This window comes from Streptomyces sp. NPDC014764 (assembly GCF_043082785.1).
Taxonomy (GTDB): Bacteria; Actinomycetota; Actinomycetes; order Streptomycetales; family Streptomycetaceae; genus Streptomyces; species Streptomyces althioticus.
In genome coordinates, this window is record NZ_JBIBXY010000001.1 from 257,371 (window position 1) to 280,565 (window position 23,195).

21 protein-coding genes are annotated in these 23,195 nt (G+C 73.8%); 14 read left to right on the plus strand and 7 right to left on the minus strand.

Going from position 1 to position 23,195, the window contains the following annotated elements; genetic code table 11:
• Positions 1 to 99: 99 nt before the first annotated feature.
• A complete protein-coding gene (locus ACF1AG_RS01155) occupies positions 100 to 699 on the plus strand; it encodes a DUF3043 domain-containing protein (RefSeq protein WP_359605300.1) in 600 nt (199 codons plus the stop codon).
• An 86-nt stretch (positions 700 to 785) separates the two neighbouring features.
• Complete coding sequence (locus ACF1AG_RS01160; protein ID WP_359605302.1) at positions 786 to 1,463, plus strand: methyltransferase domain-containing protein; 678 nt, start codon at positions 786 to 788, stop codon at positions 1,461 to 1,463.
• A 70-nt stretch (positions 1,464 to 1,533) separates the two neighbouring features.
• Here the strand turns inward: ACF1AG_RS01160 and ACF1AG_RS01165 are convergent, their stop codons facing one another.
• Positions 1,534 to 1,782 (minus strand): hypothetical protein, encoded by a 249-nt coding sequence (locus ACF1AG_RS01165; RefSeq protein WP_359605303.1) that lies wholly within the window; start codon positions 1,780 to 1,782, stop codon positions 1,534 to 1,536.
• Positions 1,783 to 1,898: 116 nt separating this feature from the next.
• Between ACF1AG_RS01165 and ACF1AG_RS01170 the strand changes: the two genes are divergently transcribed.
• Positions 1,899 to 3,098, plus strand: coding sequence for a bifunctional adenosylcobinamide kinase/adenosylcobinamide-phosphate guanylyltransferase (locus ACF1AG_RS01170; protein ID WP_359605305.1), 1,200 nt, complete (start codon positions 1,899 to 1,901; stop codon positions 3,096 to 3,098).
• Between the two features lie 432 nt (positions 3,099 to 3,530).
• Here the strand turns inward: ACF1AG_RS01170 and ACF1AG_RS01175 are convergent, their stop codons facing one another.
• Positions 3,531 to 4,580 (minus strand): class I SAM-dependent methyltransferase, encoded by a 1,050-nt coding sequence (locus ACF1AG_RS01175; RefSeq protein ID WP_359605307.1) that lies wholly within the window; start codon positions 4,578 to 4,580, stop codon positions 3,531 to 3,533.
• 222 nt (positions 4,581 to 4,802) lie between these two features.
• Here ACF1AG_RS01175 and cobT point away from each other — a divergent pair, with 222 nt between their 5' ends.
• Positions 4,803 to 5,867, plus strand: a complete 1,065-nt coding sequence (gene cobT, locus ACF1AG_RS01180) for a nicotinate-nucleotide--dimethylbenzimidazole phosphoribosyltransferase (RefSeq protein ID WP_359605309.1) — start codon at positions 4,803 to 4,805, stop codon at positions 5,865 to 5,867.
• Between the two features lie 210 nt (positions 5,868 to 6,077).
• On the opposite strand, the gene ACF1AG_RS01185 is transcribed toward cobT, so the two are convergent.
• Positions 6,078 to 6,818, minus strand: coding sequence for a hypothetical protein (locus ACF1AG_RS01185; protein WP_359605311.1), 741 nt, complete (start codon positions 6,816 to 6,818; stop codon positions 6,078 to 6,080).
• A gap of 60 nt (positions 6,819 to 6,878) precedes the next feature.
• Here ACF1AG_RS01185 and ACF1AG_RS01190 point away from each other — a divergent pair, with 60 nt between their 5' ends.
• A complete protein-coding gene (locus ACF1AG_RS01190) occupies positions 6,879 to 7,688 on the plus strand; it encodes an adenosylcobinamide-GDP ribazoletransferase (RefSeq protein WP_359605313.1) in 810 nt (269 codons plus the stop codon).
• Positions 7,689 to 7,771: 83 nt separating this feature from the next.
• Positions 7,772 to 8,377 carry an RDD family protein gene (locus tag ACF1AG_RS01195; RefSeq protein WP_359605314.1) on the plus strand — a complete coding sequence of 202 codons (606 nt, stop codon included), beginning with the start codon at positions 7,772 to 7,774 and terminating at the stop codon, positions 8,375 to 8,377.
• Here the strand turns inward: ACF1AG_RS01195 and ACF1AG_RS01200 are convergent.
• Positions 8,337 to 9,140 carry an endo alpha-1,4 polygalactosaminidase gene (locus ACF1AG_RS01200; protein WP_359605316.1) on the minus strand — a complete coding sequence of 268 codons (804 nt, stop codon included), beginning with the start codon at positions 9,138 to 9,140 and terminating at the stop codon, positions 8,337 to 8,339. The two genes, ACF1AG_RS01195 and ACF1AG_RS01200, sit on opposite strands and share 41 nt — an antisense overlap.
• 290 nt (positions 9,141 to 9,430) lie before the next feature.
• Between ACF1AG_RS01200 and ACF1AG_RS01205 the strand changes: the two genes are divergently transcribed.
• From ACF1AG_RS01205 to ACF1AG_RS01235, 7 genes are all read left to right on the plus strand, one after another.
• Positions 9,431 to 10,969 carry a leucyl aminopeptidase gene (locus ACF1AG_RS01205; protein WP_359605318.1) on the plus strand — a complete coding sequence of 513 codons (1,539 nt, stop codon included), beginning with the start codon at positions 9,431 to 9,433 and terminating at the stop codon, positions 10,967 to 10,969.
• Between the two features lie 227 nt (positions 10,970 to 11,196).
• A complete protein-coding gene (gene lpdA / locus ACF1AG_RS01210; protein WP_019522037.1) occupies positions 11,197 to 12,585 on the plus strand; it encodes a dihydrolipoyl dehydrogenase in 1,389 nt (462 codons plus the stop codon).
• 60 nt (positions 12,586 to 12,645) lie between these two features.
• Complete coding sequence (sucB, locus tag ACF1AG_RS01215; protein WP_359747624.1) at positions 12,646 to 14,430, plus strand: 2-oxoglutarate dehydrogenase, E2 component, dihydrolipoamide succinyltransferase; 1,785 nt, start codon at positions 12,646 to 12,648, stop codon at positions 14,428 to 14,430.
• A gap of 217 nt (positions 14,431 to 14,647) precedes the next feature.
• Positions 14,648 to 15,271, plus strand: a complete 624-nt coding sequence (locus ACF1AG_RS01220; RefSeq protein ID WP_048456744.1) for a GntR family transcriptional regulator — start codon at positions 14,648 to 14,650, stop codon at positions 15,269 to 15,271.
• A 402-nt stretch (positions 15,272 to 15,673) separates the two neighbouring features.
• Positions 15,674 to 18,376 (plus strand): pyruvate dehydrogenase (acetyl-transferring), homodimeric type, encoded by a 2,703-nt coding sequence (aceE, locus tag ACF1AG_RS01225; protein ID WP_359607095.1) that lies wholly within the window; start codon positions 15,674 to 15,676, stop codon positions 18,374 to 18,376.
• Positions 18,377 to 18,449: 73 nt separating this feature from the next.
• A complete protein-coding gene (locus ACF1AG_RS01230) occupies positions 18,450 to 19,436 on the plus strand; it encodes a YafY family protein (RefSeq protein ID WP_359607094.1) in 987 nt (328 codons plus the stop codon).
• 137 nt (positions 19,437 to 19,573) lie between these two features.
• Complete coding sequence (locus tag ACF1AG_RS01235; protein WP_359607099.1) at positions 19,574 to 20,095, plus strand: DUF4240 domain-containing protein; 522 nt, start codon at positions 19,574 to 19,576, stop codon at positions 20,093 to 20,095.
• A gap of 28 nt (positions 20,096 to 20,123) precedes the next feature.
• Here ACF1AG_RS01235 and ACF1AG_RS01240 read toward each other — a convergent pair whose 3' ends face one another.
• Both ACF1AG_RS01240 and ACF1AG_RS01245 read right to left on the minus strand, forming a co-directional pair.
• Entirely contained in the window at positions 20,124 to 20,300 is a 177-nt protein-coding gene (locus ACF1AG_RS01240) for a hypothetical protein (RefSeq protein WP_167338179.1), read from the minus strand.
• Positions 20,297 to 21,118: a peptidoglycan recognition protein gene (locus tag ACF1AG_RS01245; protein ID WP_359607097.1), complete on the minus strand. Its 822-nt coding sequence runs from the start codon at positions 21,116 to 21,118 to the stop codon at positions 20,297 to 20,299. Before ACF1AG_RS01245 ends, ACF1AG_RS01240 begins: the two co-directional genes overlap by 4 nt.
• A gap of 310 nt (positions 21,119 to 21,428) precedes the next feature.
• Here ACF1AG_RS01245 and ACF1AG_RS01250 point away from each other — a divergent pair, with 310 nt between their 5' ends.
• Complete coding sequence (locus ACF1AG_RS01250) at positions 21,429 to 22,613, plus strand: MarP family serine protease (protein ID WP_359607092.1); 1,185 nt, start codon at positions 21,429 to 21,431, stop codon at positions 22,611 to 22,613.
• A gap of 13 nt (positions 22,614 to 22,626) precedes the next feature.
• On the opposite strand, the gene ACF1AG_RS01255 is transcribed toward ACF1AG_RS01250, so the two are convergent.
• A complete protein-coding gene (locus ACF1AG_RS01255) occupies positions 22,627 to 23,118 on the minus strand; it encodes a GNAT family N-acetyltransferase (RefSeq protein ID WP_359607090.1) in 492 nt (163 codons plus the stop codon).
• Positions 23,119 to 23,195 lie beyond the last annotated feature (77 nt).

Consider the following 23,195-nt stretch of genomic DNA (forward strand, 5'->3'; position numbering starts at 1 on the left):
GCTACGTCCCCATCTGTCCTAGGAGAGACGTCCGGTGTTGCCGGATCGTTCCCCGCAGGGCTGTGGTCCAACCCCGGCCACCCCGTACCCTTGGGTTTTGTGTTCCGAAGCCGTGCCAAGGAAGAGAAGGCACCGGGCGCCGACAAGGCGACGGTGACCGACTCCAATCAGCCCCGTCACCCCGAGGCCCCCAAGGGCCGCCCCACGCCCAAGCGCAGCGCGGCCCAGTCGCAGCGCCGCAGCGTGGCCAACACGACGATGTCGCGCAAGGAGGCCTCCAAGCGTCAGCGCGAGGAGCGCCGTGCCGCACTGGAGCGTCAGCGCCAGGCGCTGGCCAGCGGCGACGAGCGGTACCTGCCCGCGCGCGACAAGGGTCCCGTGCGCCGGTTCGCACGTGACTTCGTGGACTCGCGTTTCCACATCGCCGAGTGGTTCCTGCCGATGGCCGTGGTCATCCTCGTGCTCAGCATGGTCCAGGTGGCGCAGCTGCAGAACATCGCGCTGCTGCTGTGGCTGGTCGTCATCGTGATGATCGTGCTCGACTCGGTCGTGACGGGCGTCCGCCTGAAGAAGACGCTCGCCGAGCGCTTCCCGGACGAGAACCGCCGCGGCGCGGTCGCCTACGCGCTGATGCGCACGCTCCAGATGCGCCGGCTGCGGCTGCCCAAGCCTCAGGTGAAGCGCGGGGAGCGGCCCTGAGCACCACCCCGTTCGCGCACGGCACGACGGCGCCGGGTCCGCTCGGCGGGCCCGGCGGGCTGCGTGACGTCGTCCGTGAGGAGCTGGTGGCCCGCCAGCTCGAGGAGCAGATAGTCGCGCGCTTCCCGGTGGGGAAGCGGCTGCGGGTGCTCGACGTGGGCATGGGCCGGGGCGTGCAGGCGCTGCGGCTGGCCCGGGCCGGCCATCAGGTGACGGGCGTCGAGCACGACGCCGCGTCGATCTCGGCGGCCCGGGAGGCGTTCGCCGGGGAGCCCGAGGGCATCCGGGAGCGGATGCGGATCATCGAGGGGCAGGCCGGGGACACCGGTGTGCACTTCCTGCCGGGCAGTTTCGACGTCGTGCTCTGTCATGGCGTGCTCATGGACGACGTGGAGGAGCCGGACGCGCTGCTCGCGGGGGTGGCGCGGATGCTGGCGCCCGGCGGGATGCTGTCGCTTCTCGTGCGCAACGGCGACGCGGCGGCGATGCGCGCGGGTCTGTCCGGCGACTGGGCGGGGGCGCTGGCGGCGTTCTGCCCGCCTACGACGTCGTACGGGCTGAAGCGGCTGACGTCGACGCTCGCGGGGATCGGGGCGCCGCTGCACACCTGGTACGGCGTGCGGGTCTTCACGGACACGGCGGCGGACGACGCGGTGCTGCCGGACGATCTGGACGCGGTGCTCGCCGTCGAGGACCGGGCCGGGCGGACGGACCCGTACCGGGGGGTCGCGGCGCTGCTGCACCTGTGCGGGGTCCGGGGCTGAGGGCTCAGCCCCGGAGAACGCCTGCCGTGGGGACCTCGGTCCCGGTGCCACCGGCCCCCGCGCCGTCCGCTCAGGCGCCTTCGCCGGCGCTTTCGCTCTCCGCCGCCGCGGCCTCGTCCGCGTGCAGGCTCATCGGGCCGTAGATCTCGGTGTCGTCCTCCAGCAGCCGCACCTGGTCGGCGCCGCCCTCCAGGAGTGCCTTCCAGTTCTCCCCGATCCAGGACTCGGCGTCCCCCTGCGTGGTGAACTCCTCAGGCGCCACCGCGGGCTCGACCTGCGTCCCGTCGGCCTTCTCGAACCGCCACGTCCATGCCGCCATGTACGCCTCCCAAGCGTGTGAGCTCACTGCACAGCAGAAGCCGGATCTTGGTCCGGCTCCTGACCAAGAGCGTAGTCGGACGGGCATCGGCTGTGGGGAAAGGTGAGAATCGGGGCGTGGAACTGACTCTGCTCGGCACCGGCGCCCCGGCGGGACTGCCCCGCCCCGACTGTCCCTGCGCGGCGTGCGCGTGCGCGCTCGGACCGGACGCGCGGGCGGCGACGTCGCTGCTGGTGGACGGCGCGCTGCTGCTCGACCTGACCCCCGGCGCGGCCTTCGCGGCGGCCCGTGCGGGACGTTCGCTGGGCGGGGTGCGCCAGGTGCTGCTGTCGCACCCGCACGACGGGCCCGCGGTGGAGGTGCCGGCCGGGCTGCCGCAGCCGGGGCGGGTGCCGGACGGGCGTGAGCTGGCGCTGCTGACGGGACATCGGGTCCGGGCGGTGGCGCTGGACGCGCCCGGCACCGGGTACGCGGTGACCGGCCCTGACGGGCAGCGGCTGCTGTACCTGCCCCCGGGCGGCGCCCCGGCCGGTCTGGAGGCGCCCGCCGAGCCGTACGCGATGGTGGTGCTGGACGTCGTGGGGCGCCCGGACGCGCTGGCCCGGCTGCGGGAGACGGGCGCGGTGGCGCCGACCACGGATGTGATCGCCGTGCACCTGGACCACGACGTGCCGCCGGGCGCCGAGGTACGGCGCCGGCTCGCGGCTGCGGGGGCGCGGGCCGTGCCGGACGGGACGACGCTGGAGGTCGGCGCGTACGAGGACGTGCCCGACGTGCCTCGCCGCACGCTGGTGCTGGGCGGGGCGCGGTCGGGGAAGTCGGTGGAGGCGGAACGGCGCCTGGAATCCTTCCCCGAGGTGCTGTACGTGGCGACCGGCGGCTCGCGCAACGGCGACACGGAGTGGGCGGCGCGGGTCACCACGCACCAGGAGCGGCGGCCGGGGTCCTGGCGCACCGTGGAGACCTGCGACCTGGTGCCCCTGCTGAAGGACGACGGCCCGCCGCTCCTCGTCGACTGCCTCTCGCTGTGGCTGACGGACGCGATGGACGCGGTGGGCGCCTGGGACGACGCGGAGTGGGCGGACGGCGGCGAGCGCGCCCTGCGCGACCGCGTGCGGGCCCTCACCGAAGCGGTCCGCGAGACCCGCCGCACGGTGGTCGCGGTCTCCAACGAGGTCGGCTCCGGGATCGTCCCCGCCACCGCGTCGGGCCGCCGCTACCGCGACGAACTGGGCCGTCTCAACGCGGCGTTCGCGGCGGAGTGCGACCAGGTGCTGCTGGTGGTGGCGGGTCAGGCGCTGGTGCTGCGGGGCTGAGACGGCGACGGGCGGCCGGCCCTGGCACCATCGGCTCGCCGGCACCCGGCGGCGCTCATCCGGAGCCCATGGCCCCAGGCTCGCGCCCCCGGTCATCGGCGCGGCCCGTCGGCGCGCTCGGACCGCGGAGCGACGGCCGGGGCGACCGGGCCGGCTCAGGCCGCCGGGGCGCCCGTGCGAGGGCTGTCGGGCTGCGGCGGGCCGCCCCCGGTGGCCTCGGTGCGCTCCCGCCGTGTCCGCGCCTCGCCGGCCGCGCGCCGTGGCCGTGCCGTCGCCCGCGAGCGGGGCGTCGGCACCGCCCACCACGGCCGCGGGCGGCGCACCCCGCCGAGGGCTCCTGCCCAGGACCGGCGCACGGGCGGAACGCGGCCTGGGCGGGGGTGAGGCGATAGGGGGCGTCGGGGCCGCGGGAGGCGGCGCGACGCCCCGGCGTCACCGCTTCGGTTTGCGGGCGATCAGGCGGTAGGTGTTGGCGAGCGGGGTGTGGCGGGCCAGGGGGGACAGTGCCAGGTCCACCGCCGCCGCCGCGACGACCAGGGGGGTGCCCGCGTGGAGGAGGGCCGTACGCACGCGTCGCTCGGCCGGGGAGGGCGGGATCGCCCGCCAGGGCGTGTCCGGGGCGGGCAGGGCGTGGGAGAGGGCGAGGGCGGCGAGGCCCGCGAGGTCGTGCGGGACGTGGGCGGCGCGGTGGCCGGCGGTGACGATCTCGCAGCCCCGCGCCTGCAGTTCCTCGCGGAGGTTGCGGCGGGGCAGCAGGTGCAGCCGGCGGGGCTGGTCGTAGGGCAGCCACCAGCGGCCGAACAGGGCGGCGTACGCGCAGCGGGGGTCGAGCGCCTCGATCAGCAGATGTCCGCCGGGGCGCAGGGCGTCGAGGGCGGCGTGGAGTTCGGCGCGCGGGTCGGTGGTGCGCTCGAGGTGGTGCAGCAGGCTGACCACGTCGTAGCGGCCGGCCAGCCGGGCCAGCACCCCGGGGTCGGTGAGCGGCCCCACGTACGCCTCCTCGATCCGGCCGAGCTCGCGGGCCTGCTCGACGCGCGGAGTGAGGTCGGTGCCGTCGAACGCGGTGTAGGGGAAGAACTCCCGCGCGGTGTCCGGGAACCGGGCGCGCCCGGTGCCGACGTCCAGCCAGCTCTCCGGTTCGCCGTACGGCAGCATCGCGCGGGCCGTGGCGCGGCGGCGGTGGCGTACGGCGTGCAGGGCGAGGACCCGTTCGGTGGCGGGGTCGCGGGGGGCGCCGCGCACCGCCCGCCGGTAGAAGGCCAGGCCTTCGGGGGTGAGCCGGGGGTTCTGGAAGGTGTGGCCGCAGTCCCGGCACTCGTCGACGGTGAACAGCCCGGGCCGGTGCCGGCGCAGGTCGCCCGTTCTCAGCCGGGTGCGCAGCCGCGCGGAGCCGCACCAGGGGCAGTCGGGGCGGCGCGGTTCGTGCACGCGGGCCGAGCCGTGCGGGGCGGGGAACGCGGTGTCGGGGGCGGTGGCGGACATGGGCGGCTCCCGGCGTGAGGTCGTACGGCACGCGGGTGGCGCGACGTGCGGGGACGGTCGGGGACGGACGGAGGGATCTCCGGCATTCCCGAGCAAAACGTTACGTACGGGAGGCCCTCACGGGGTGGATCACCGCCGGGGTGGCGTGGTGGGGGTGAGGGCGCGAACGCGGGGACGACCGGCACTCCGGCGTGTTCGACTGAGGCCGGTACTGTTCGGCGAATGAGCTCGCTTAATCTCGACGACTTCACCGATCTGATCGAGCGTCCGGACGGCGGGGTGCGCCGCGACGCGGAGGAGCACCGGGCCCGTCTGGTGGTGCCGCCCGGGTCGCTGGGCCGCCTGGACGACCTGGGTGAGTGGCTGGCCGCGGCGCAGTCCTCGGTACCGGTGCGGCCGGTGGAGCGGCCGCGGGTGGTGCTGTTCGCGGGCGACCACGGGATCGCCGGGCGGGAGGTCTCCGCGCGTCCGGCGGGCACCGCCGTGGAGCTGGTGCGGGACGTGCTGGAGGGAGGCCGGCCGGTCTCGGTGCTGGCGCGCCGGCTGGACGTGCCGGTGCGGGTGGTCGACATGGCGCTGGACTGCGACCCGGCGTCGCTGCCCGAGGACGTCGTACGCCACCGGGTGCGGCGCGGCAGCGGGAGCATCGACGTCGAGGACGCTCTGACCCCGGAGGAGGCCGAGGCGGCGTTCCGCGCGGGGATGGCCGTGGCGGACGAGGAGGCCGATTCCGGCACGGACCTGGTGGTGCTGGGCGACGTCAGCGTCGGCGGCACGACCGCGGCGGGCACGCTGGTCGCCGCGTTGTGCGGGACGGACGCGTCGGTGGTGACCGGGCGCGGCGGCCTGCCGATCGACGACCTGGCGTGGATGCGCAAGTGTGCGGCGATCCGGGACGCGTTGCGCCGGGCGCGGCCGGTGCTGGGGGATCAGCTGCGGCTGCTGGCGACGGTGGGCGGGGCGGACCTGACCGCGATGACCGGGTTCCTGCTGCAGAGCGCGGTGCGGAAGGTGCCGGTGCTGCTGGACGGGGTGGTGACGGCGGCGTGCGCGCTGGTGGCGCAGCGGGTGGCGTTCCGGGCGCCGGACTGGTGGCTGGCGTCGCACGCGAGTGGGGAGCCGGGGCAGGCGAAGGCGCTGGACCGGATGGCGCTCGAGCCGGTGCTGCCGCAGGGGGTTTCGGTGGGGGAAGGTGCGGGGGCGTTGCTGGCGTTGCCGTTGGTGCAGGCGGCGGGGGCGCTGGCGGCGGAGTTGCCGGTCCGGCGGGAGCTTGTCGAAGAGGCGTGAGGTCGGCGCCCTCGAGGGGCGCGGGGAACTGCGCGAACGGGAGTGGACTCACGGTGCCCTGAGGCCCCGGGGGGGCCGTCACACCCTCGGGGGCTTCGCCCCCGGACCCCCTTCGCGCAGTTCCCCGCGCCCCTGAGGGGTGATGGCCCTTCCCGCGTTTCCAGGGGGAGTTGGCTTCGCCACCGGTCGCGCAGTTCCCCGCGCCCCTGTTCAGGGGCGGTCCGGTTTGCCGCCCAGCCAGTCCTGGATCGCCCGTGCCGGGCGGGACCACCGGCGGTCGTGGCGGTAGGCCCGCAGCAGCGCTTTCGCCCGCGCCCGGTGCCGGTGGCGGTAGAAGCGTCTGGCCCACGGCGACCCCGGCCGGGCCAGCCGCAGGGAGCCGACGAGCGCCACCACCGGGACGATCACCCCGAAGGCCGCGAGCCGTACCTTCCCCTTGCTCAGCGCGATCAGCGCGAAGGCGAAGTTCACCCCGACGCCGGTCAGCGCGCCCGCGCGGTTCTGGAGTTCCTGCCGGGACAGGTCGTTGACGCCGAACGGCGCGAACCCGGCCAGCAGCAGGCCGACCAGCGCCGCCGTGAGCACCACCATCTCCACGCTCTTGCGTCCGGCCTCGGACCAGTACACGTCGTCCAGGTGGAGGATCAGCGCGAACTCGTCGAGGACGAGCCCCGCGCCGACGCCGAACAGCACCGCGCTGAAGTACGCGCCGAAGCCCCGCCCCCCGCTCGCCACCGCGCCGAATCCGCCGACGACGGTGAGGATGACGCCGGGCACCACGTGGTGGATGTGCACCGAGCCCGCGGTGACGTTGCCGAAGGGGCCTTTGCCGGCCCGGATCAGACGCGTGATGATCCGGGTGATCACGAAGGTGAGGACGAACGCGGCCAGGGCGAGGAGCAGCGGGAGCTTGCCCGGCTCGATGATGTTCCGCTCCAGCCACTGTCCCATATGCGTACTTTATTCACGGTCCCACCCGGCGCCCTGGTGACCGCCGGGTAATCTGCGCCGGTGCCCGAGCCCTCCCCCGCGTCCCCCGCGGCCTCCGCCTCCCCCGCCGACGGCCTCCGCTTCGCCTTCGGCACCCTCACCGTGCTCCCGGCCGGGCTGACCCGCTGGGACCGTCCGGCCGCAAGGGCGGGCATGCTCTGCGCGCCCGTCGTCGGTCTGGTGGTGGGCGTGCTCGCCGCCGCGACGGGACTGGCGCTGCTGGCCCTCGGGGCGGGGGCGCCTCTCGCCGCCGTGGCCTCCGTCGCCGTGCCGGCCGCGCTGACGCGAGGGCTGCACCTGGACGGGCTGGCCGACACCGCGGACGGTCTGGGCAGCGGCAAGCCCGCCGAGGACGCGCTGCGGATCATGAAGCAGTCGGACGTCGGACCGTTCGGGGTGCTCACGCTGGTGCTCGTGCTGCTGGCGCAGGTCGCCGCGCTGGCGCAGGCGTACGGCGGTTCCTGGGCGCGGGGCGCGCTGGCTGTTGTGGTGTCGGCGGTCGCGGGGCGGGTCGCCCTCACCCTGGCCGCGCGCACCGGTGTGCCGGCCGCCCGGCCGGAAGGGCTGGGCGCGGCGGTCGCGGGCGCGGTGCCGGCGCGGGGTGCCGCGGCGGTCGCGCTGCTGGCGGCAGGACTGCTCGCGGGCGCGGGTGCGGCGCTGGGGGCGTACGACGCGGTGCGCGCCGGGCTGGCGGTGGTGGTGGCGGCCGGGGCGGCCGAACTGCTGCTGCGGCGCTGCGTGCGGCGGTTCGGCGGGGTGACCGGCGACATCTTCGGCGGGGCCGCGGAGACGGCGGCGACGACCGCGCTCGTCGTCATGTCACTGGGCTGAGACGGTCTTCGCGACCCCTGTGGACCCCTTCCGCCCCGCCACTACCCTGTGGGGTCGGATCGGCAGACTGACGGGGGACGTTGATGTCGGCATTTCGTCGTGCCACGGCGTGGTTGATCGACTTCGCACTGGTGGTGACGCTGGCCTCGCTGCTGGCGGTGCTCACCTTCAACCGGATATCCGCACTGGTGACCGACGTGCCCGAACTGGCCGCGCGCGGCGGCTTCGACCTGCTCACCTCGCGCGGGGACGTGCTGGACGCGTCCGCCGGACTCGGCACGTCGCTGTGGGACAGGTCGGTCGGGTACGTGCAGCAGGCGTTCGGGCTGCTGGTGGTCGCCGCCTTCCTCTACCAGTGGGCGTGCCTCGCCCTCGCGGGGCGGACCGCCGGCAAGGCCCTGACCGGGCTGAAGGTCATGCCGCGCACGCCCCGCCGGGCGGCGCTGCGCGCGGCGGTGACCACGGCCACCGACATCGCCGTGTACGCGGTGGCGTGCGTGCTGCTGGTCGAGGGCGAGATCGTGCTGTCGGTGCTGGTGTGGCTGGTCGCTGTGGCGCTGTTCCTGCTGAACGCGCTGCCGGTGCTGGGCGGGCGGCGGCGGTCCCTCGCCGACCGGGTCGCCGGGACCTCGGTGGCGTCCGTGGAGCTCAGCAGGTTCGCCGCCACGCGTCGAGTGAGTACCTCTTGAGCAGCGAACTCAGCCCGAGCCGGCGGGAGTCGGCGCAGAAGCGGGCGGTGGGCAGCTCGTACTCGGCGTGGAAGACGGCCTTGCCCGCCTCCACGAACGGGGTGAGCCGCTCGCACTCGCCGTACTGGGCGCACTGCTCGTTGACCGCGAAGTCGAAGTCGCCGACCAGCTCCGGGATCTGGTCCAGGTCGTTCTTCAGGCCGACGGCCATGCCGCGTTCGTGCGCCAGCCGGGCGATCAGCCTGTTGTAACGGAGCTGGTCGGCGGCCGTGAGCGGGAAGCCGGTGCGGTTGCGGTAGCCGTCCATGTTGTCGGGCTCGACCGCGTCGAAGCCCTTGTCGCGGCACATGTCGAGACGTTCGGCCATCAGCGGCTCCAGGACGTCGGTGCGGCGGATGTCGAGCCAGCGCTCGCCCTCCCAGCCGTTGCCCCGGCCTATCACCGACCTCGGGAAGCCGTCCGCGTCCGGGCGGAAGTCCTCCCAGGCCCCGGTGGACAGGTAGCAGACGACCTTGCGGCCGTCACGGTGCAGCGCGTCGACGGTCTCCTTCGAGTGGTGGAAGCCGTCGATGTCGTACACGGGGACGTCGACGGAGGTGTCCAGGCGGCCGGTGAGCTGCCACTGCCAGCCCAGACCTGGGCGCGGCCGCCACCACTCCCCCGACCGCTCCGGCGTCGGCTCCGGCGCCGCGCCGCCGGAGCCTCCGGAACACCCCGTCAGCACCAGGGCCAGCAGGACGACGAGCACGCACGCTCTTCTCACCGGACGCTCCCCCACCTCATGGCCGCCGCACCCGTGCGGCACGACGTCACCCCCATGATCGCGCGGGCGTCGACGGGCCGTCCCGGGGCACCCGCCGCGCCGGGACGTGCGTGCACCGGCCATGAGTGCGGGCGCACACGCGCGTAGGCTCGGGGCCGAGTGTTCGCCGCACCGGGGGCGCCCCCGCCGGGATCGCACCCGGACGTCACGATTAGGGTCGGCTGCCGGGCCCGGTCGACCCACACCCTTCGGCCACTGCAACTTCACATCGGAAGCGAGAATTCACCACCGTGACTGCTCTGACTCTCAGCACCGCCGCGGTCGCCGGCCTGCGCGCCGACGCGATCGTGATCGGTGTCGCCAAGGGCTCCGCGTCCAAGCCCGGAGGACCCGTCGTCGCTCCGGGCGCCGAGGCCGTGGACCAGGCGTACGACGGCAACCTGGCCGGTGTCCTGGAGACCCTCGGCGCGTCCGGTGCCGAGGGCGAGGTGACCAAGCTCCCCGCGCCGGCCGGCTTCAAGGCCCCGCTCGTTCTCGCGGTGGGCCTCGGCGCCCAGCCCCAGGAGGACTCCGGCTACGCGGCCGAGGCGCTGCGCAAGGCGGCCGGCGCCGCCGCCCGCGCCCTCTCCGGCGCGAAGAAGGCCGCGTTCGCGCTGCCCCTGACGGACGCCGCCGACGCCGGCGCGGTCGCCGAGGGCGTGCTGCTCGGCGCGTACTCCTTCGACGCCTACAAGGACCAGGGCGACGCGAAGAACGGCAAGAACGGCAGGGCCCCGCTCGGCGAGGCCGCGCTGCTCGGCGGCAAGCCCCGCGACAAGGCGTACAAGGCGGCCGTCGAGCGCGCCGTCGCCGTGTCCGAGGAGCTCAACCGCGCCCGCGACCTGATCAACACCCCGCCGAACGACCTCAACCCCGAGGCGTTCGCCGCGGTCGCGCAGACGGCGGCGAAGGAGCACGGCATCAAGGTGCAGGTGCTCGACGAGAAGGCCCTCCTCAAGGGCGGCTACGGCGGCATCCTCGGGGTCGGCGCCGGCTCCGCGTCCGGCCCGCGCCTGGTGAAGCTGTCGTACACCTCGTCCAAGGCGAAGAAGCACATCGCGCTGGTCGGCAAGGGCATCACCTACGACTCGGGCGGCATCTCGCTGAAGCCGGCCGGCCACAACGAGACGATGAAGTGCGACATGAGCGGCGCCGCCGCCGTGTTCGCCGCGGTCGTCGCCGCCGCGCGCCTGGGGCTCGAGGTCAACGTCACCGGCTGGCTCGCGCTCGCCGAGAACATGCCGTCCGGCTCGGCGACCCGCCCGGGCGACGTGCTGCGCATGTACAGCGGCAAGACCGTCGAGGTGCTCAACACCGACGCCGAGGGCCGGCTGGTCCTGGCGGACGCGCTGTGGGCGGCCTCGCAGGAGAAGCCGGACGCCATCGTGGACGTGGCGACGCTGACCGGCGCCATGGTGCTGGCGCTGGGCAGCCGCACCTTCGGCATCATGGCCAACGACGAGGGCTTCCGCGCCGTGGTGCAGGAGGCCGCCGAGGAGGCGGGCGAGCCGGCCTGGCCGATGCCGCTGCCGGAGCACCTGCGCAAGGGCATGGAGTCGTCGACGGCGGACATCGCCAACATGGGCGAGCGGATGGGCGGCGGCCTGGTCGCCGGCCTGTTCCTGCGCGAGTTCGTCGGCGAGGGCATCACCTGGGCCCACCTCGACATCGCCGGCCCCGCCTTCAACGAGGGCGGCCCCTTCGGCTACACCCCGAAGGGCGGCACCGGTTCCGCGGTGCGGACCCTGGTGCGGCTCGCGGAGCGTGCCGCGGCGGGCGAGCTGAGCTGACGCGACCCCGGGTGACGGGCCTCGTACGCGGGTGCGACGGGGCCCCGTCACCGGGGAGTGGGACGTCTCACACCACGGCCCGGCGTCTCGTACGGCCCCGACAAGTGCGAGGATAGGGCTCGGCAGGACAGGGCCCCACACAAGGGCCGAGAACATAGAGCGGCCGGACACCAGCCGCCGACCGGTCACTGGAGACCGGCGTGGCGCACATGCATGGAGGACGTGACGTGGCGAACGACGCCAGCACCGTTTTCGACCTAGTGATCCTCGGCGGTGGCAGCGGTGGGTACGCCGCGGCCCTGCGCGGGGCGCAGCTGGGCCTGGACGTCGCCCTGATCGAGAAGGGCAAGGTCGGCGGTACCTGCCTGCACAACGGATGCATCCCCACCAAGGCCCTGCTGCACGCGGGTGAGATCGCCGACCAGGCCCGCGAGAGCGAGCAGTTCGGTGTGAAGGCCACCTTCGAGGGCATCGACATCGCGGCCGTCCACAAGTACAAGGACGACGTGATCGCCGGACTGTACAAGGGCCTTCAGGGGCTGATCGCCTCCCGCAAGATCACCTACATCGAGGGTGAGGGCCGGCTGTCCTCCCCCACCTCCGTCGACGTGAACGGCCAGCGCGTCCAGGGCCGCCACGTCCTGCTGGCGACCGGCTCCGTGCCGAAGTCGCTGCCGGGCCTGGAGATCGACGGCGACCGGATCATCTCCTCCGACCACGCCCTGGTCCTGGACCGCGTGCCCAAGTCCGCGATCGTCCTGGGCGGCGGCGTCATCGGGGTCGAGTTCGCGTCCGCGTGGAAGTCCTTCGGCACCGACGTCACCGTCATCGAGGGCATGAAGCACCTCGTCCCGGTCGAGGACGAGAACAGCTCGAAGCTGCTCGAGCGTGCCTTCCGCAAGCGCGGCATCAAGTTCAACCTGGGCACCTTCTTCGAGAAGGCCGAGTACACCCAGGACGGCGTCAAGGTCACCCTGGCGGACGGCAAGACGTTCGAGGCCGAGGTCCTGCTCGTCGCCGTCGGCCGCGGCCCGGTCTCGCAGGGCCTGGGCTACGAGGAGGCCGGGGTCGCCATGGACCGCGGCTACGTCCTGGTCGACGAGTACATGCGCACCAACGTCCCGACGATCTCCGCCGTCGGCGACCTGGTGCCGACCCTCCAGCTCGCACACGTCGGCTTCGCCGAGGGCATCCTGGTGGCCGAGCGTCTGGCCGGTCTGAAGACCGTCCCGATCGACTACGACGGCGTCCCGCGGGTGACGTACTGCCACCCCGAGGTCGCCTCCGTCGGCATCACCGAGGCCAAGGCCAAGGAGATCTACGGTGCGGACAAGGTCGTCGCCCTGAAGTACAACCTCGCGGGCAACGGCAAGAGCAAGATCCTGAAGACCGCGGGCGAGATCAAGCTCGTCCAGGTCAAGGACGGTGCGGTGGTCGGCGTCCACATGGTCGGCGACCGTATGGGCGAGCAGGTCGGCGAGGCCCAGCTGATCTACAACTGGGAGGCGCTGCCGGCCGAGGTGGCCCAGCTCGTGCACGCCCACCCGACGCAGAACGAGGCGCTCGGCGAGGCCCACCTGGCCCTGGCCGGCAAGCCCCTCCACTCCCACGACTGAGCCATCGGTCACCGGGCGCGACGACACAGACTTCCGCACTTCTAAGGAGCAACCGAAACCATGGCGGTTTCCGTAACCCTTCCGGCGCTCGGCGAGAGCGTCACCGAGGGCACTGTCACCCGCTGGCTGAAGGCCGAGGGCGAGCGCGTCGAGGCCGACGAGCCGCTGCTCGAGGTGTCGACCGACAAGGTCGACACCGAGATCCCGGCCCCTGCCTCCGGCGTGCTGTCCTCCATCAAGGTCGCCGAGGACGAGACGGTCGAGGTCGGCGCCGAGCTGGCCCTGATCGACGACGGCAGCGGCGCCCCCGCGGCCACCGAGGCCCCGGCCGCCGAGCAGGCCGCCCCGCCGGCCCCCGAGCCGGAGCCGCAGGCCCAGCCGTCCACCGAGCAGGCCGCCCCGGCCCCCGCCCCCACCGCCGAGGCCTCGGCCGGCGGCGGTTCCGCGCAGGGCACCGACGTGGTCCTGCCGGCGCTCGGCGAGTCCGTCACCGAGGGCACCGTCACCCGCTGGCTGAAGTCGGTGGGCGACACCGTCGAGGCCGACGAGCCGCTGCTCGAGGTGTCCACCGACAAGGTCGACACCGAGATCCCCGCCCCCGCGTCCGGCACCCTGCTGGAGATCGTGGTCGGCGAGGACGAGACCGCCGAGGTCGGCGCGAAGCTCGCCGTCATCGGCGAGGCCGGCGCCGCTCCGGCCGCCGCCCCCGCCCAGGAGGCCCCGGCCGCCCCGGCGCAGCCCGAGCCCGCCCCGGCCCCGGAGCCCACCCCGGCTCCCGCCCCGGCCGCTCCGGCTCCGGCTCCGCAGCAGGCCGCTCCGGCCCCGGCCGCCCCGGCGCCTGCTCCTGCTCCGGCGCCCGCGCCGGCCCCGCAGGCGCCCGCCGCTCCGGCCCCGGCCGCGGCCCAGGCCTCGGACGACGGCGCCTACGTGACCCCGCTGGTGCGCAAGCTCGCCGCCGAGAACGGCGTCGACCTGTCCACCGTCAAGGGCACCGGCGTCGGCGGCCGTATCCGCAAGCAGGACGTGCTCGCCGCCGCCGAGGCCGCGAAGGCCGCGGCTCCGGCCCCGGCCGCCGCTGCCGCAGCGCCCGCCGCGAAGAAGGCCCCCACGCTGGAGGCCTCCCCGCTGCGCGGCCAGACCGTGAAGATGCCGCGGATCCGCAAGGTCATCGGCGACAACATGGTCAAGGCCCTGCACGAGCAGGCCCAGCTGTCCTCGGTCGTCGAGGTCGACGTCACCCGCCTGATGAAGCTGCGCGCCCGGGCCAAGGACGCGTTCGCGGCGCGCGAGGGCGTCAAGCTCTCCCCGATGCCGTTCTTCGTCAAGGCCGCGGCCCAGGCGCTGAAGGCCCACGCGCCGATCAACGCCAAGATCAACGAGGCCGAGGGGACCATCACCTACTTCGACACCGAGAACATCGGTATCGCGGTGGACTCCGAGAAGGGCCTGATGACCCCGGTCATCAAGAACGCCGGCGACCTCAACCTCGCCGGTATCGCCAAGGCCACGGCGGAGCTGGCGGGCAAGGTCCGCGGCAGCAAGATCACCCCGGACGAGCTGTCCGGCGCGACCTTCACCATCTCCAACACCGGTTCGCGCGGCGCGCTCTTCGACACGATCATCGTGCCGCCGGGCCAGGTCGCGATCCTCGGCATCGGCGCCACGGTCAAGCGTCCGGCCGTCGTGGAGACCGAGGACGGTCCCGTCATCGGCATCCGCGACATGACGTACCTGACCCTCTCCTACGACCACCGCCTGGTGGACGGCGCCGACGCGGCCCGTTACCTGACGGCGGTCAAGGCGATCCTGGAGGCGGGCGAGTTCGAGGTCGAACTCGGTCTGTGAACCGGGCGGTGACCCCGGGCCGCTGATCCGGTCCCTCGGTGCCCCCGTCCGGAAGCCCTCACGGCTTCCGGACGGGGGCACCGTCACATGGGGCGTGTAAGTCTCGTCTCACCTGGGCGAAAGCGCCCCCGCGCGCCCCACCCGGGCGGGCTCCCGGCCGTATTGTCTATTCGTCAAAGCCCCCCGGGGGCCCGCGGGCCCCGCTAAGGAGCCCGTCATGACCGCGCCCGTCGTCCACTCGCTGCGCGAACAGATCCGCGAGCACATCCTGGAAGGGATCATCAGCGGGCGCTGGAAGCCGGGCGAGCGGATCGTGGAGCGGCGCATCGCGACCGAGCTGGAGGTCAGCCAGACGCCCGTGCGGGAGGCGCTGCGCGAGCTGGAGTCGCTGCGGCTGATCGAGTCGGCGCCGAACAAGGGCGTGCGGGTGCGGAACCTGACGGCGGCCGACCTGGAGGAGAGCTACCCGGTCCGGGCCGGTCTGGAGGCGATCGCGGCGGAGCTGGCGGCGGCGCGGCTGGCGGAGGACTGCTCGGCGCTGGAGCCGCACGTCTCCGCGCTGTACGAGGCGGACCGGCTGTCCGACGGGACCGCGCAGGTGCGGCACACGGTGGGGTTCCACCGGGAGCTGGTGCGGGCGGCGGGGAACTCGGTGCTGCTGCACACGTGGGAGGGGCTGGGGATCGAGGTGTTCACGGCGCTGTCGATACGGTGGCTCGGCACCGTGCAGCAGTCGTACGCGGAGGAGCACGAGGAGCTGGTCGCGGCCTTCCGCCGCCGCGACCCCCGTATCGCGGAGCTGGTCAAGTCCCACGTCCTCGGATGCGCCCCGCGCGCCTAGGGAGTTCGCCCCCGCCGCCCCTTCCCGTCCCTGGGGGCTCCGCCCCCCAGACCCCGTTCGCGCAGTTCCCCGCGCCCCTTCAGGGGCGCGGGGAACTGCGCGACCAGCCACGGACGACCCGCGGTCGCCATCCACCGCACCCCCGTGCTCTTCCGCGCGACGCGCCCCTCACCTGCGCAAACGCGGCAAAAACCCGTCACCGCGTGCCACCGTCGGAGGCACCCCGTGCCGACTTTCTCCGGATCAGGCGATTTTGCCCCTCAACCCTTTGATCGATCATCGATCACGGAGTTATTGTCGCCTGCGGACTTCCACCGAAGTCCGCAGCCCTGTCCTGCCAAAGACAAAGGGCACCCCCGAACCCTTCTGAGGGCACCCCCTTCGACTGAGGAAGGCGGCGACATGACCGACCCCAACGCCATCCAGCCGAGCGAGCTCGACCAGCTCCCGGACCGCGACCCCGAGGAGACCGCCGAGTGGCAGGCCTCCCTGGACGCCGTGACCACGGCGGCCGGGCCGCACCGTGCCGCGTACCTGATGCGGCGCACACTGGAGCGTGCCGAGGGCGCCGGCGTCGCGCTGCCCAAGCTGCTCGAGACCGACTACGTCAACACCATCCCCACCGCGGCCGAGCCCGCCGTGGACGGCGACGAGGCGATGGAGCAGCGCATCACCGCCTGGAACCGCTGGAACGCGGCGGCGATGGTGACCCGCGGCAGCAAGTACGGCGTCGGCGGCCACATCGCCACCTTCGCCTCGGCCGCGTGGCTCTACGAGACCGGCTTCAACCACTTCTTCCGCGGCAAGGAGGGGGACGGCTCCGGCGACCAGCTCTACATCCAGGGCCACGCCTCCCCCGGCATCTACGCCCGCGCGTTCCTCGACGGCCGGATCGGCGAGGAGCAGCTCGACAACTTCCGCCGTGAGGCGGGCGGCAACGGCCTGCCGTCCTACCCGCACCCGCGGCGCCTGCCCTGGCTGTGGGAGTTCCCCACCGTGTCGATGGGCCTCGGCCCGATCTCCGCGATCTACCAGGCGCGCTTCAACCGCTACCTGACCAACCGCGGCATCAAGGACGTCTCCGACTCCCACGTGTGGGCGTTCCTCGGCGACGGCGAGATGGACGAGCCCGAGTCGACGACCGCGCTCACCCTGGCCGCCCGTGAGCAGCTGGACAACCTGACCTTCGTCGTCAACTGCAACCTCCAGCGCCTCGACGGCCCGGTCCGCGCCAACTTCAAGATCGTGCAGGAGCTGGAGGCCCAGTTCCGCGGCGCCGGCTGGAACGTGATCAAGACCCTGTGGGGCACCGCCTGGGACGAGCTGTTCCGGCTCGACACCACCGGCGCCCTGGTCCGCCGCCTGCGTGAGGTGCCGGACGCGCAGGTGCAGACGTACCAGACGCGCGACGCCGCCTACATCCGCGAGGACTTCTTCGGCAAGGACCCGGCGCTCGTCGAGATGGCGAAGCTGCTGAGCGACGACAAGATCCTCGAGTGCTTCCACCTCTCCCGCGGCGGCCACGAGTCCCGCAAGGTGTACGCCGCGTACAAGGCCGCGCTGTCCCACAAGGGCGCGCCGACCGTGATCCTGGCGCAGACCGTCAAGGGCCACACCCTCGGTGAGGGCTTCGCGTCGAAGAACGCCAACCACCAGATGAAGAAGCTGACGGTGGACGAGTTCAAGGCGATGCGCGACCGTCTGGAGCTGCCGATCGCGGACTCGCAGTTCGCCGACGGCGTGGTGCCCTACGTGCACCCCGGCGCCGACTCCCCCGAGGTCCGCTACCTCCAGGAGCGCCGCGCCGCCCTCGGCGGCCCCGCCCCGGCCCGCCGCGTGCACCCGGTCGCGCCGCTGCCGCAGCCGGCCGACAAGGCGTTCTCCGCGTTCGACAAGGGCTCCGGCTCGCAGAACGTGGCCACCACCATGGCGTTCGTCCGCCTGGTCAAGGACCTGGTCCGCGACAAGGAGACCGGCAGGCGCTGGGTGCCCATCGTCCCCGACGAGGCACGCACCTTCGGCATGGAGAGCCTCTTCCCGTCCCTCGGCATCTACTCGCCGATGGGTCAGACGTACGAGCCGGTCGACCGCGACCAGCTGATGTACTACAAGGAAGCCAAGAACGGCCAGATCTTCAACGAGGGGATCACCGAGGCCGGCGCCATGGCCGAGTTCATCGCCGCGTCGACGTCGTACTCGACGCACGGCGAGACGATGATCCCGTTCTACATCTACTACTCGATGTTCGGCTGGCAGCGCACCGGCGACCAGATGTGGCAGCTCGGCGACCAGCTCGGCCGCGGCTTCCTTGTCGGCGCCACCGCGGGCCGCACCACGCTGACCGGCGAGGGTCTCCAGCACGCCGACGGCCACTCCCCCGTCATCGCGGCGACCAACCCGGCCGCCCTGACGTACGACCCGGCGTTCGCCTACGAGATCGCGGTCATCGTCAAGGAGGGTCTGCGCCGGATGTTCGGCGAGGCGAAGCCGGACGAGGACCAGAACGTCTTCTACTACCTGACGGTCTACAACGAGCCGCTGCCGCAGCCCGCGAAGCCGCAGACGGCGGGCCTGGACGAGGGCATCGTCAAGGGCCTGTACCGCTTCAACACGGCAGAGTCCGCGGGCCTGTCCCCCGCGGCGAACGCCCCGCGCATCCAGCTGCTGGGCTCCGGCACGGCGATCCACTGGGCGCTGAAGGCGCAGCGGATGCTCGCCGAGGAGTGGGGTGTGTCCGCCGACGTGTGGTCCGCCACCTCGTGGACCGAGCTGCGCCGCGACGCGATGGACGCCGACGAGGCCCTGCTGCGCGGCGAGGACCGCACGCCGTACGTCCGGCAGGCGCTCCAGGGCGCCGAGGGCCCGGTGCTGGCGGTGTCCGACTACATGCGCCAGGTCCCGGACCAGATCGCGCAGTGGGTCGAGCAGGACTACTCCTCGCTGGGCGCCGACGGTTTCGGCCTGTCGGACACCCGTGAGGCGGCCCGCCGTCACTTCGGCGTGGACGCCGAGTCCATCGTCGTCGCCGCCCTGGCCCAGCTCGCCCGCCGCGGCGAGGTGAAGGCCACCGCGGTCAAGGAGGCCCGGGAGAAGTACGGGCTGTAAGGCCCGAGTTGCGGGAGGCCCCCGTCGTCACGCGTGTGCGCGTGGCGGCGGGGGCCTCTTGCATGATGGGCGCATGCGTGCTGCCCGGTTGATCAAGATGGTGCTGCTGCTGCAGTCCCGGCCCTCCATGACCGCCGCCGAACTGGCCCAGGAGCTGGAGGTGTCGGAGCGCACGGTCACCCGTGACGCGCAGGCGCTGTCGGAGGCGGGCGTGCCGGTCTACGCGGACCGGGGGCGAATCGGCGGCTACCGGCTGGTCGGCGGATACCGGACCCGGCTGACGGGGCTGGCCCGCAGCGAGGCGGAGGCGCTGTTCCTCTCCGGAGTGCCGGGCGCGCTGCGCGAGATGGGCCTGGAGGACGCGGCCTCGGCGGCCCGGCTGAAGGTGTCGGCCGCGCTGCTGCCGTCGCTGCGGGACGCCTCACGGACGGCCGCGCAGCGGTTCCACCTGGACGCGCCGAACTGGTTCCGTGAGCCCAAGACGCCGGAGCTGCTGCCGGCCGTGGCGGACGCGGTGTGGGACGACCGGCGGATCGGCGCCCGCTACCGCCGCGGGTCCGGGGAGCGGCGGCACGAGGTGGAGCGGGAGCTGGAGCCGTACGGGCTCGTGCTGAAGGCCGGCGTCTGGTACCTGTGCGCGCGGGTCGCGGGGCGGGACTCCTTCCGGGTGTACCGGATCGACCGGTTCACGGCGGTGGAGCCGCGTGAGGAGCGGTTCGAGCGGGCGGAGGACTTCGACCTGCCGGCGTTCTGGGAGGAGCGGGCGGAGCAGTTCGCGCGGTCGATCCTGCGGGCGGAGGTGGTGGTGCGGCTGTCGGCGGAGGGGGTGCGGAGGCTCCCCTACGCGATGGATCCGGGGGTGGTGCGGGAGGTGCTGGAGGGGGTGGCCGCGCCCGGGGACGGGGAGTGGGTGACCGTCACCTTGCCGGTGGAGTCGGAGGAGGTCGCCCGGACGCAGTTGGCTTCGCTGGGGGCGGAGGTGGAGGTGTTGGCTCCGCCCTCTTTGCGGGAGTTCTTCGCCTCCGAGGCGGAGAGGGTGGTGCGGTTGTACCGGGGGTGAGGGGGTGTGGGGTGCGGGTAGGGTCTTTCGCCCCCTCCGCCCCTGCCCTTCCCGTCCCTGGGGGCTTCGCCCCCAGACCCCCTTTTGCGCAGTTCCCCGCGCCCCTCGGGGGTGAATGGGTCGATGCTTGTTCCGTGATGGACGAGACGGAGTTCTGGGCGTTGGTGGACGGGGCTCGGGAGGATGCCGAGCGGGATCCCGAGGAGCAGGCCGATCTGCTCGTGGAGCGGCTCGTGCTGCTGGACCCCGAGGCCGTGCTGGACTTCGCCCGTCACTTCGAGGCGCGCTACCAGCGCGCGTACCGCTGGGACCTGTGGGGCGCCGCGTGGGTGCTGCTGGACGGAGCCAGCGACGACGCCTTCGACTTCTTCCGATGCTGGCTCATCGGCCAGGGCCGTGAGGTGTTCGAGGGCGCGCTGCACGACCCGGACGCGCTCGCCGAGCTGCTCGGCGACTTCGACGAGGAGATCGACGGCGACGCCGAGGACCTGGGCTACGCGGCCGACGAGGCGTACGAGCAGCTCACCGGGGTGGTGATGCCCGACCTCGGCCTCCCTCCGGCCCCCGAGGAGCCGGAGGGCACACCGCTCGACTTCGAGAACGAGGCGCTGCTCGCCGCGCGCTACCCGCGCCTGTGGGAGAGGTTCCGCGGGGACTGAGCCGCGGGGCGCGGGCGCCGGGCGCCGGTCACAGGCGCCGGTGAGGGCTCTGCGCGTGGCGCAGGGGGGCCGCGTTGGCCTGCATGAGGGCGGAGGCCGTGGAGGCGGCGGGGCCGAGGACGACGGCCGCGGCCGCGCACAGGGCGGTCCAGGGGCGGCGCAGGGCGTCCGCCCAGGGGGTACTTCGGTCAGGGGTGTCGCTCATGGGCTCAGCTCTTCGTTCGGTGCGCCGTCTTCCAGATCGACGCGCTCTGTGTCGGTACCGGTGTCCCGGTCGGTGCCGGTGCCGGTGTCGCGGCCCTGGATGCGGGCCGCGAGGTCCCTGATCTCCGGGAGCCGCGCGTGCAGGGCGGCGCCCGGGCAGTCGGTCATGTACCCGTCGCTGTGCCCCGCGACGGCGGGCAGGACGGCGGTGGTGCCGGCCGCGTAACGGCTGCCGCCGTTGCTGGAGACCAGCCGCACCTCGGAGCGCGGGTCGGTTCCCGAGGGGCCGAGTTTCCAGGCGGTCACGGCGGCGATCGAGCGCAGCATCTCGTCCGGCACCTCGGCGCCCTCCGTGAAGGTGCCGAGGGCGGCGATGCCCGCGGTGCGGTGGTTGAAGCCCTGGGTGTGGGCGCCGGTGACGGGCCGGTCGGCGCCGCCGGCCCGGCCCTCGTAGACGGTGCCGCATCGGTCGACGACGAAGTTGTAGCCCAGGTCGTCCCAGTCGCGGCCCTCGGTCTGGCCCTCGTACAGCGCCCGGATGATGCCGGGGGCGTCGGCGCAGTCGTACCCGTTGGGCGAGTCGGTGTGGTGGATGAACACGGCGACGACCTGGTCGTCGTAGCGCGGCGGGGGCTGGTCGCGGGCCGCGTCGCCGAGCCATGCCGCGCGCGGCACCATGGCCGGCCGGGGGGCGTGGAAGGCGGGTACGGGGCGGAATGCGGCCTGGGCGTCGGAGGACTCGGCGGCCCGTTCGACGCCGTAGGCGCTCAGCACCAGCGCGACGGACGCGGCCGCGCCCGGCACGAAGCCGAGGGGCACGGTGACCGTTCTCGGCAGCCGCGTGGAGCCGGGTTCGCCGGGTATCCGGGCCGGGCGGTGCTTCCGCGCGCCGCGCGGTCGTCTCCTGGGGACACGCATGGTCCCACTGTGGGGCGGGCCACAGCGGCACGCGACGTCTGCTCCGCCAGTCGGTGGACGGCCGGTGGAACCATCGTCCCGGTGCGTGACGTTTTCCCCAGTGCACGCGCGCCTCGTGGGCGGCCCTCCCGCGTCCGGCGGGCGCGTGGCTGATCACGTGGCCCCCGGGCCCCGTACTGAGGGTCGTGGTCCCGAGAGAAAGGCGGCGTGCGTGGATCTGCTCGACATCCTGCTGATGCTGGTCGTCCTGGCCTATGCGGCGTCCGGTTACCGGCGCGGGCTGGTGGCCGGCTGTGTGTCCCTGGCCGGTTTCGTGGGCGGCGCGGCCGTCGGCGTGTGGATCCTGCCGTGGGTGATGGACCTGGTGACGCCGGGGACCACGCGGGCGACGGTGACCGCGGTGTTCACGGTGCTGCTGCCGGCCGTCGTGGGGCACGAACTGGCGGGGCGGCTGGGGCTGCGGCTGCGCCGGGAGCTGGACCGCGGCCCGCTGCGGGTGGCGGACGGGGTCGGCGGGGCCGCGGCGAACGCGGTGGCGGTGCTGATCGTGGCGTGGGTGGCGGCGAGCGTGCTGGGCGCGTCCTCGTCGCCGCTAGTGACGTCGGCGATCCGGGACTCGCGGCTGCTGGGCGCGGTGCAGGACGCGATGCCCGACACCACGCCGGCCTGGTTCTCGGGGGCGACGTCGGCGCTGACCGAGGCGGGTTTCCCGCAGGTGTTCAACCCGTTCGAGAACGAGTCGACCGCCGAAGTGGCCGCGCCGACCGGGGACAACGTGACGGCGGCCGCCACCCGCGCGGCGCAGCGCAGCACGGTGAAGGTGGAGGGCGTGGCCGGCACGCAGGGCCGCGAGGGCAGCGGGTTCGTGTACGCGCGGGAGCACGTGATGACCAACGCGCACGTGGTGGCGGGCATCGACGAGCCGACCGTGCGGGTGGGCGGCGTCGGGCGGACGTACGAGGCGCGGGTGGTGCTGTTCGACGCGCAGACCGACGTGGCCGTGCTGTACGTGCCGGACCTGACGGCGCCGGTGCTGGCGTTCGACGACGACGCGGAGCGGGGCGCGGCGGCGGTGGTGGCGGGTTATCCGCAGGACGGCGACCTGAACCTCCAGGCGGCGACGGTCGCGGCGCGGGTGCAGGCGCGCGGGCAGAACATCTACAACGACGCGCCGGTCACCCGGGAGATCTACTCGATCCGCTCCACAGTCCGCCCGGGCAACTCGGGCGGACCGCTGCTGACCACCGACGGACGGGTGTTCGGCGTGGTGTTCGCGCGCTCCACGTCGGACGCAGAGACGGGGTACGTGCTGACGGCGGACGAGGTGGCGGAGGAGGCCGCACGGGCGGCCACGGCGACCACGCCGGTGGACACGGGCCGCCCGGTGACGTCGTAGCGGGGGCCGCCGGTCAGAGGAGGCTCCGCCCCATGAGGACGTCGTCGACGTAGCGGCCGCCGACGTGGAACTCGCCGGGCAGCACGCCCTCCACGGCGAAGCCCTCGGACGCGTACAGGGTGCGGGCGACGGTGTTGGGGCCGAGGACCCGCAGGGTGATCCGGCGCGCCTCCCGGCGGCGTGCCTCGGCGACGGCGGCCCGCACCAGCGCCCGGCCGGTCCCCTTGCCGCGGGCCTCGGCCGCGACGGCCAGGCCGCAGATCTGCAGCACGTGCGCGTTGGATTCCAGGGGCGTGGGCCGCAGGAGCCGGACGTAGCCGACGACCCGTCCGTCGTGCTCGGCGACGAGATGGGCGTCCGGGCCGCACGTGGGGCGGAAGAAGGGCTCACCGGGTTCGGGCGGCGCAGGCCGGACCTCGTGCAGCGGCGACCAGGTCTCCCGGTCCAGGCGGGCCAGGGCGTCCTCGTCGTCGGAGCGGGCGGGACGTATGAGCGGTTCCGGCATGCGCGTCACTCTAGAACGCCACCTGCCGGGCTCACCGTGCACGTCTTTCGGAACGCCACCCGCCGGGCTCACCGTGC